Source organism: Actinoplanes sp. NPDC023714, from assembly GCF_040639855.1.
Classification (GTDB): Bacteria; Actinomycetota; Actinomycetes; order Mycobacteriales; family Micromonosporaceae; genus Actinoplanes.
Window position 1 is genome coordinate 601,702 of record NZ_JBFAAR010000001.1, and the last position, 7,834, is coordinate 609,535.

At 71.2% G+C, this 7,834-nt stretch carries 5 protein-coding genes; all 5 read left to right on the forward strand.

Annotated features, from left to right (window positions below):
- Positions 1 to 54: 54 nt before the first annotated feature.
- Complete coding sequence (locus AB0G10_RS02930; RefSeq protein ID WP_360915532.1) at positions 55 to 2,412, forward strand: bifunctional diguanylate cyclase/phosphodiesterase; 2,358 nt, start codon at positions 55 to 57, stop codon at positions 2,410 to 2,412.
- Between the two features lie 140 nt (positions 2,413 to 2,552).
- Positions 2,553 to 4,382, forward strand: a complete 1,830-nt coding sequence (locus AB0G10_RS02935) for an acetolactate synthase large subunit (RefSeq protein WP_360915535.1) — start codon at positions 2,553 to 2,555, stop codon at positions 4,380 to 4,382.
- Between the two features lie 2 nt (positions 4,383 to 4,384).
- Positions 4,385 to 4,903 carry an acetolactate synthase small subunit gene (gene ilvN / locus AB0G10_RS02940; protein ID WP_127543151.1) on the forward strand — a complete coding sequence of 173 codons (519 nt, stop codon included), beginning with the start codon at positions 4,385 to 4,387 and terminating at the stop codon, positions 4,901 to 4,903.
- A gap of 32 nt (positions 4,904 to 4,935) precedes the next feature.
- Positions 4,936 to 5,949 carry a ketol-acid reductoisomerase gene (ilvC, locus tag AB0G10_RS02945; protein WP_360915538.1) on the forward strand — a complete coding sequence of 338 codons (1,014 nt, stop codon included), beginning with the start codon at positions 4,936 to 4,938 and terminating at the stop codon, positions 5,947 to 5,949.
- A gap of 127 nt (positions 5,950 to 6,076) precedes the next feature.
- Positions 6,077 to 7,654: a phosphoglycerate dehydrogenase gene (gene serA / locus AB0G10_RS02950; protein WP_360915541.1), complete on the forward strand. Its 1,578-nt coding sequence runs from the start codon at positions 6,077 to 6,079 to the stop codon at positions 7,652 to 7,654.
- The last annotated feature ends 180 nt before the right edge of the window (positions 7,655 to 7,834 follow it).

Consider the following 7,834-nt stretch of genomic DNA (forward strand, 5'->3'; position numbering starts at 1 on the left):
CAGCTCGGGACGCCGGGACTGTTCGAATCGACGATGATCGGGCAGAGTGTGTCCGTGCACTCACCGTCCGGTATGGAGCTGGCTGCTCTCGCCACCCTGCTCGCGGCGGTCCCCGCGGTCGCCTATCTCGGGCAGTCGGGACGCCGGCACACCGGCGCGGCGCGGCGCGCCCACCTCCTGCTCGCCGCCGGCGGCGCCCTCACCACGGCGGCCGCCCTGGCCGGCCTGGCCAGCGCGGCGCTCGGTGGTCACCATCACCAGACCGCGCACACCAGGACGCTGGCGACCATGGTCGCGATCGGGATGGGCATCGGCACGCTGACCCTGCTGGCCGGGACCGTGGCGCTGCCCGGCGCCACCCGGGGGCCGGCCGCGGCGCTGCGGCACGTGCTGGACGGCCTGGTGATCTCCGCCGCCATCTGGTTCGTCGGCTGGGTGTTCATCTCCGAGCCGACCCGGATCCTGGGGGACGCCACCCCCTACAACTGCGCCGCCATCCTGCTGCCCGCGGTGCTGGTCTCCCTCGCGCTCGGCCTCACCACGGTCCTCGCCCTGCACGCGCACCGGCCGCGGCGCAACACCGTCCGGGTCTCCTCGGGCGTCAGCGTCGTGGCGATCGCGGCCGCGCTGCTCTCCACCGGGATCTGCCGGCAGGACAACGGGTTCGCCCTGTCCAGCGTGCTGATCCTGACCGCCGGCCTGATCATGGTGGCGTTCGCGGTGCGCGCCGCCGACCGTCCCGTCGAGGTCACCGGCGACGTGCTGGAGCGCGGCGGCGGCTACGTCGTCGTCCCGATGTTCGCGATCATCACGGCGCTCGGCCACCACCTCGCGATGGGCGGGGTGATGGACGTGTACGGGTACTTCGGCCTGGCGATCGAGGGCCTCGCCCTGGTGGCCCGGCAGTACCTCGCCCTCGACGACGTGCGCCGCTACACCACCCAGCTGCGCCAGCGGGAGGCCCACTTCCGCCAGCTCGCGCACACCGACCCGCTGACCGGCCTGGCGAACCGCCGCGGCCTGCAGCAGGCGCTCCTGCGCTCGGACCGGGACAACGCGGTCCTGATCGGGATCGACATGGACGGCTTCAAGACCGTCAACGACATGCGCGGCCACGACGTCGGCGACAGCGTGCTCACCGAGGTGGCCGCCCGGCTGCGGCGCAACCTGCTGGACGGCGACGTGGCGGCCCGGCTCGGCGGCGACGAGTTCGCGGTGCTCATGCACGGCGACACCGACGAGGCGATGCTCGCGGCGCACCGGCTGCTCGCGGTGCTCGGCGAGCCGTACGAGGTCGACGGCGGCTCGATCTTCCTCTCCGCGAGCCTCGGCGTGGCCGACACCGGCGAGCTGCTGCACGACGCCGACCTGGCCCTGCGCTACGCGAAGCAGCGCGGCAAGAACCGGGTCGAGCGCTACCAGGCCCGGTACGACGAACTGCTCCGCCGCCGCGGCACCCTCCAGGGCGAGCTGCGGCACGCCATCGACCGCAACCAGCTGCGCCTGGTCTTCCAGCCGGTGGTGGCCCTGCCCTCGATGCGGCCGGTCGGCGCCGAGGCGCTGCTCCGGTGGACCCACCCCGAGCTGGGCGCGGTCCGGCCGGACGAGTTCATCCCGGTCGCCGAGGAGTCCGGGCTGATCAACCGGATCGGCGCCTGGGTGCTCGAGCAGGCCTGCCGGCAGCTCGCCGAGTGGCTGGCGAAGGGCCACGACGTCTGGGTCTCGGTGAACCTGTCGCCGAAGGAGCTGCACAACGCCGACTACGCGGCCCAGGTCGCCGACGTGCTGGCGGAGAACGACGTGCCGCCGCAGCGGCTCGTGCTGGAGGTGACCGAGCACGCGGTCGCCACCGACATGGAGGAGCTGGTCCGCCGGCTCGCCGAGTTGCGCGAGACCGGCGTACGCATCGCCCTCGACGACTTCGGCGCGGGCTATTCGTCGCTCACCCAGCTGCGGACCCTCCCGGTCGACATCCTGAAGATCGACCACGCCCTGGTGGCCGAGCCCGAGTCGCGGACCGGGACGGCGGCGCCGCTCGTCGACGTGGTGGTCCGCCTCGGGCACCGGCTCGGCCTCGAGGTGCTGGCCGAGGGGATCGGCACGACGGCGCAGCGCGAGGTGGTCGAGGAGGCCGGCTGCCGGCTCGGCCAGGGGTCGCTCTTCGGGTGGGGAGTGCCGGCCGAGCACTTCGAGACCCGGCTGCGGACGCTGCTGCCGGTCGGTCCGCGGCCGATCCCGGCGCCGCGCGCCATCCCGTCGAGTGACGCGCCGGCCCGCAGTCAGGTGGTCCGCCTCGGACCAGGAATGCGGCAGGTCAGAGCGTTGCTGCCGAGCGATCCCGACTTCGGGAAATCCCGCAGTGATCAAAATGTGGGATCAGTTGACTCAGGCCGTGAGATGGGGCAAGGTTAGCCGCATGTGCTTCGCGTCCCGAGTACTTATCTGAGCGCGCTCTCCACGACAGGAGAGTGCGCTAGGTCCCGTGCATCAAGCACGAGGGCCTTTTTTGTTGCTCAAGTACTGGATGCCGACTCTGTAAAGGCTGACTTGCCATGACGAGACCCACTCCGGAAACCCTCGCCCATCGAGCCAACCCGGCCACCGTGGCGGCCGCGGCCAGCGCCGCCCCCGCCGCCGTCTCCCCGGTAGCCACCACCGGCGCCGGCGCGCTCGTCCGGTCGCTCGAGGCGCTCGGGGTAGAGGTCGCGTTCGGCATCCCGGGCGGCGCGATCCTCCCGGCGTACGACCCGCTGTTCGACTCCAAGGTCCGGCACATCCTGGTCCGCCACGAGCAGGGCGCCGGACATGCCGCGACCGGGTACGCGCAGGCCACCGGCAAGGTCGGCGTCTGCATCGCGACGAGCGGCCCGGGCGCCACGAACCTGGTCACGCCGATCGCCGACGCCTACATGGACTCGGTCCCGATCGTCGCGATCACCGGCCAGGTCGGCCGGTCGTTCATCGGCACGGACGCCTTCCAGGAGGCGGACATCCAGGGCATCACCCTGCCGATCACCAAGCACAACTTCCTGGTCCAGAGCCCGGAGGAGCTGCCCCGGATCCTGGCCGAGGCGTTCCACCTGGCGGCCACCGGCCGGCCCGGCCCGGTCCTCGTCGACATCCCGAAGGACGTGCTGCAGGCGCAGACCACGTTCCAGTGGCCGCCGACGCTCGACCTGCCCGGCTACCGCCCGACCCTGCACCCGCACGGCAAGCAGATCCGCGAGGCGGCCCGGCTGATCGCCGCGGCCAAGCGCCCGGTTCTGTACGTCGGCGGCGGCGTGCACAAGGCCGGCGCGACCGACGGCCTGCGCAAGCTCGCCGAGCTGACCGGCATCCCGGTCGTCACCACGCTGATGGGCATCGGCGCGTTCCCCGACTCGCACCCGCAGCACCTGGGCATGCCCGGCATGCACGGCACGGTCCCGGCGGTCTACGCGCTCCAGCGCTCCGACCTGCTGGTCACCCTCGGCGCCCGCTTCGACGACCGGGTCACCGGCAACCTCGACTCGTTCGCGCCGGACGCCAAGGTGGTGCACGCCGACATCGACCCGGCGGAGATCGGCAAGAACCGGCACGCCGACGTCCCGATCGTCGGCGACGCGCGGCACGTCATCGACGAGCTGATCGCGGCGGTGTCCGCGAACGCGGGCGGCACCTCGCAGTACGAGGCGTGGTGGAAGACGCTGAACGACATCCGCGAGCGGTACCCGCTGGGCTACGAGGAGCCGACCGACGGCAGCCTCTCCCCGCAGTACGTGATCGAGCGGATCGGCGCGCTGGTCGGCCCGGACGCGGTCTACTGCGCGGGCGTCGGCCAGCACCAGATGTGGGCGTCCCAGTTCATCAAGTACGAGAAGCCGGGCACCTGGCTGAACTCGGGCGGCGCCGGCACGATGGGCTACGCCGTCCCGGCCGCGATGGGCGCCAAGGTCGCGCTGCCGGACACCCAGGTGTGGGCGATCGACGGCGACGGCTGCTTCCAGATGACCAACCAGGAGCTGGCGACCTGCGCCCTGGAGGGCATCCCGGTCAAGGTGGCCGTCATCAACAACGGCAACCTCGGCATGGTCCGGCAGTGGCAGACGCTGTTCTACGACGGCCGCTACTCCAACACCGAGCTGGGCACGCACAAGCACCGGATCCCGGACTTCGTGAAGCTGGCCGAGGCGCTCGGCTGCGTCGGCCTGCGGTGCGAGTCGAAGGACGACGTCGACAAGGTCATCAAGCAGGCCATGGAGATCAACGACGCTCCGGTCGTCATCGACTTCACGGTGGGCAAGGACGCCATGGTCTGGCCGATGGTCCCGGCCGGCACCAGCAACGACGAGATCATGTTCGCCCGGGACATCCGCCCCAGTTTCGAAGAGGACGACCTGTAGTCATGACGAACAAGCACACGCTCAGCGTGCTGGTCGAGAACAAGCCGGGTGTGCTCGCCCGGGTGAGCGGCCTGTTCTCCCGCCGGAGCTTCAACATCGACTCCCTTGCGGTCGGCGAGACGGAGAACCCGGACGTCAGCCGCATCACGATCGTCGTCAACGCGGACTCGTCCCCGTTGGAACAGGTCACCAAGCAGCTCAACAAGCTGGTCAACGTCCTGAAGATCGTGGAGCTGGACCCGGCCCAGTCGGTCCAGCGTGAGCTCCTCCTGGTCAAGGTGCGTGCCGATCGGGCGCAGCGCAGCCAGGTGCTCGAGACCGTCGAGTTGTTCCGGGCGCGAGTGATCGACGTCGCTCCGGACACCCTGACGATCGAGGCCACCGGTAATCCCGACAAACTGGATGCGTTACTGCGCGACCTCGAGCCGTACGGCATCAAGGAGATGGTCCAGTCGGGCCTCGTGGCCATCGGCCGCGGATCCCGCTCCATCACCACCGGCCCCGCGCTACGCGCCGCCTGATCCCAGCAGTCCTCAGAAGAGTAAGGAAAGAAATGGCCGCGGAAGTTTTCTACGACGACGACGCCGACCTGTCGATCATCCAGGGCAAGAAGGTCGCCGTGATCGGCTACGGCAGCCAGGGCCACGCGCACTCGCTGTCGCTCCGGGATTCGGGCGTCGACGTGGTGGTCGGTCTGCAGGAGGGCTCCAAGAGCCGTCCGAAGGCCGAGGAGCAGGGCCTGACGGTGAAGACCCCGGCCGAGGCCGCGGCCTGGGCCGACGTGATCATGGTGCTCGCGCCGGACACCGCGCAGCGCAAGATCTACGCCGAGTCGATCGCCCCGAGCCTGACCGCCGGCAAGGCGCTCTTCTTCGGCCACGGCCTCAACATCCGCTTCGAGCTGATCAAGCCGCCGGCCGACGTCACCGTCGCGATGGTCGCCCCGAAGGGCCCGGGCCACCTGGTCCGCCGCCAGTACGTGGACGGCAAGGGCGTCCCGGCCCTGGTCGCCGTGGAGCAGGACCCGACCGGCGACGGCCTCGCGCTCGCCCTGTCGTACGCGAAGGCGATCGGCGGCACCCGCGCCGGCGTCATCAAGACGACGTTCAAGGAGGAGACCGAGACCGACCTCTTCGGCGAGCAGGCCGTCCTCTGCGGCGGCACCGCGGCGCTGGTGCAGACCGGTTTCGAGGTGCTCACCGAGGCCGGTTACGCCCCGGAGATCGCGTACTTCGAGTGCCTGCACGAGCTCAAGCTGATCGTCGACCTCATGTACGAGGGCGGCATCTCCCGGATGCGCTACAGCGTCTCGGACACCGCCGAGTTCGGTGACTACGTCTCCGGCCCGCGCGTCATCAACGCGGACACCAAGAAGGAGATGAAGGCGATCCTCGCCGACATCCAGTCCGGCGAGTTCACCCGCCACCTGATCGCCGACGACGAGGCCGGCGGCCCCGAGCTCAAGAAGTACCGCGAGCAGGGCGCCCAGCACCCGATCGAGGTCACCGGCGCGAAGCTGCGCGGCATGATGAGCTGGGTCGACCGCCCGATCACCGAGACCGCCTGATCGCACGCTCCGCGAATGCCCGGCCGGATCACCGGCCGGGCATTCGTCATGAATGAACTGAACTCCACGTGGCGCCCGTTCGTACCATTCGTCATCCTCAATGTGGATGAGCCCGGATGGAGGAGCCGTGACTTCAGTGGTCCTGGTGACCGAGGAACTGGCGCCGCCCGCACTCGACCTGCTCGCCGAGGACTTCGAGGTCCGGCGGGCCGACGGCACCGACCGGCCGGCGCTGCTGGCCGCGCTCGCCGAGGCCGACGCGGTGATCATTCGTAGCGCGACCCGGATCGACGTCGAGGCGCTGACCGCGGCGCCACGGCTCCGGGTCGTCGCCCGGGCCGGCGTCGGGCTCGACAACGTCGACGTGCACGCCGCCACGGCCCGCGGCGTCCTCGTCGTCAACGCGCCGACCAGCAACATCGTCTCCGCGGCCGAGCAGGCGGTGGCCCTGCTGCTCGCGGTCTCCCGGCACACCGCCACGGCCAGCGCGGCCCTGCGCGGCGGCGCCTGGAAGCGGTCCGCGTTCACCGGCGTCGAAGTGCACGGCAAGACCGTCGGGGTGGTCGGGCTGGGGCGGATCGGCGTCCTCTTCGCGCAGCGCATGGCCGCTTTCGGGGTACGACTGATCGCGTACGACCCGTACGTCCAGGCGGCCCGCGCGGCCCAGCTCGGCGTCCGGCTCGTGACGCTCGACGAGCTGCTGCGGGAGAGCGACTTCATCTCGGTGCACCTGCCGCGCACCCCGGAGACCCTGGGCCTGATCGGCGAGAAGGAACTCGCCGTGGTGAAGCCCGGCGTGCGGATCGTCAACGCGGCGCGCGGCGGCCTCGTCGACGAGCGGGCCCTGGCCGACGCGATCGCCGAGGGCCGGGTCGCCGGCGCCGGCCTCGACGTCTTCGAGACCGAGCCGATCACCGAGTCGCCGCTCTTCGCCTTCGACACCGTGGTGGTCACCCCGCACCTGGGGGCCTCCACCGTGGAGGCGCAGGACAAGGCGGGCCTGGCCGTGGCCCGCAGCGTACGTCTCGCGCTGCGCGGCGAATTCGTCCCGGACGCCGTGAACGTCCGGGCCGGCGGGGCGGTCGACGAGGACGTACGCCCGCTCCTGCCCCTGGCCGAGCGCCTGGGCCGGGTCTTCACCGCGGTGGCCGGCAGTGTGGCCGCCCGGATGACGGTCGAGGTGCACGGCGCCGTGGTGCGGCACGACGTCTCGGTGCTCGAACTGGCCGCCATGAAAGGGCTGTTCGCGCCGGTCGTGGAGGAGGCGGTCACCTACGTGAACGCCCCGCACGTGGCGGCCGGCCGCGGCGTCGAGGTGGAGATGGTGACCACCGAGGGCGAGGAGACGACGCTGATCACCGTACGGGGCGCCATGCCGGACGGCGACACGCTCGCGGTGGCCGGCGCCTTCACCGGCTCGCCGAAGCTGGTCGAGGTGGACGGGTTCGCCCTCGACCTGACCCCCGAAGGAGTGGTTCTGCTCCTCCAGTACCGCGACCGTCCCGGCGTGGTCGGCACGATCGGCACCACCCTGGGCCGGGCCGGCGTCAACATCGCCGCGATGCAGGTGGCCCGGCGCACGGCCGGCGGCGAGGCGCTGATGGCCCTGACCGTCGACTCGCCGGTCGCCACCGAGCTGCTCGCCGAGGTGGCCGCCGAGATCGGCTCCACCAGGGCGGCGATGGTCGACCTCCGAGCCGATTAGCCCTCTCGGGTGAGGCTTCCCGCCCCCGACCCGGGTTGGCTGTACGGGAGTGCGGCAAATCGGGCGTCGTGGCAGCCGTGGTGTTCAGCCAGGCCGGGTTGGCTGTACGGGAGTGCGGCAAATCGGGCGTCGTGGCAGCCGTGGCGTTCAGCCAGGCCGGGTTGGCTGTACGGGAGTGCG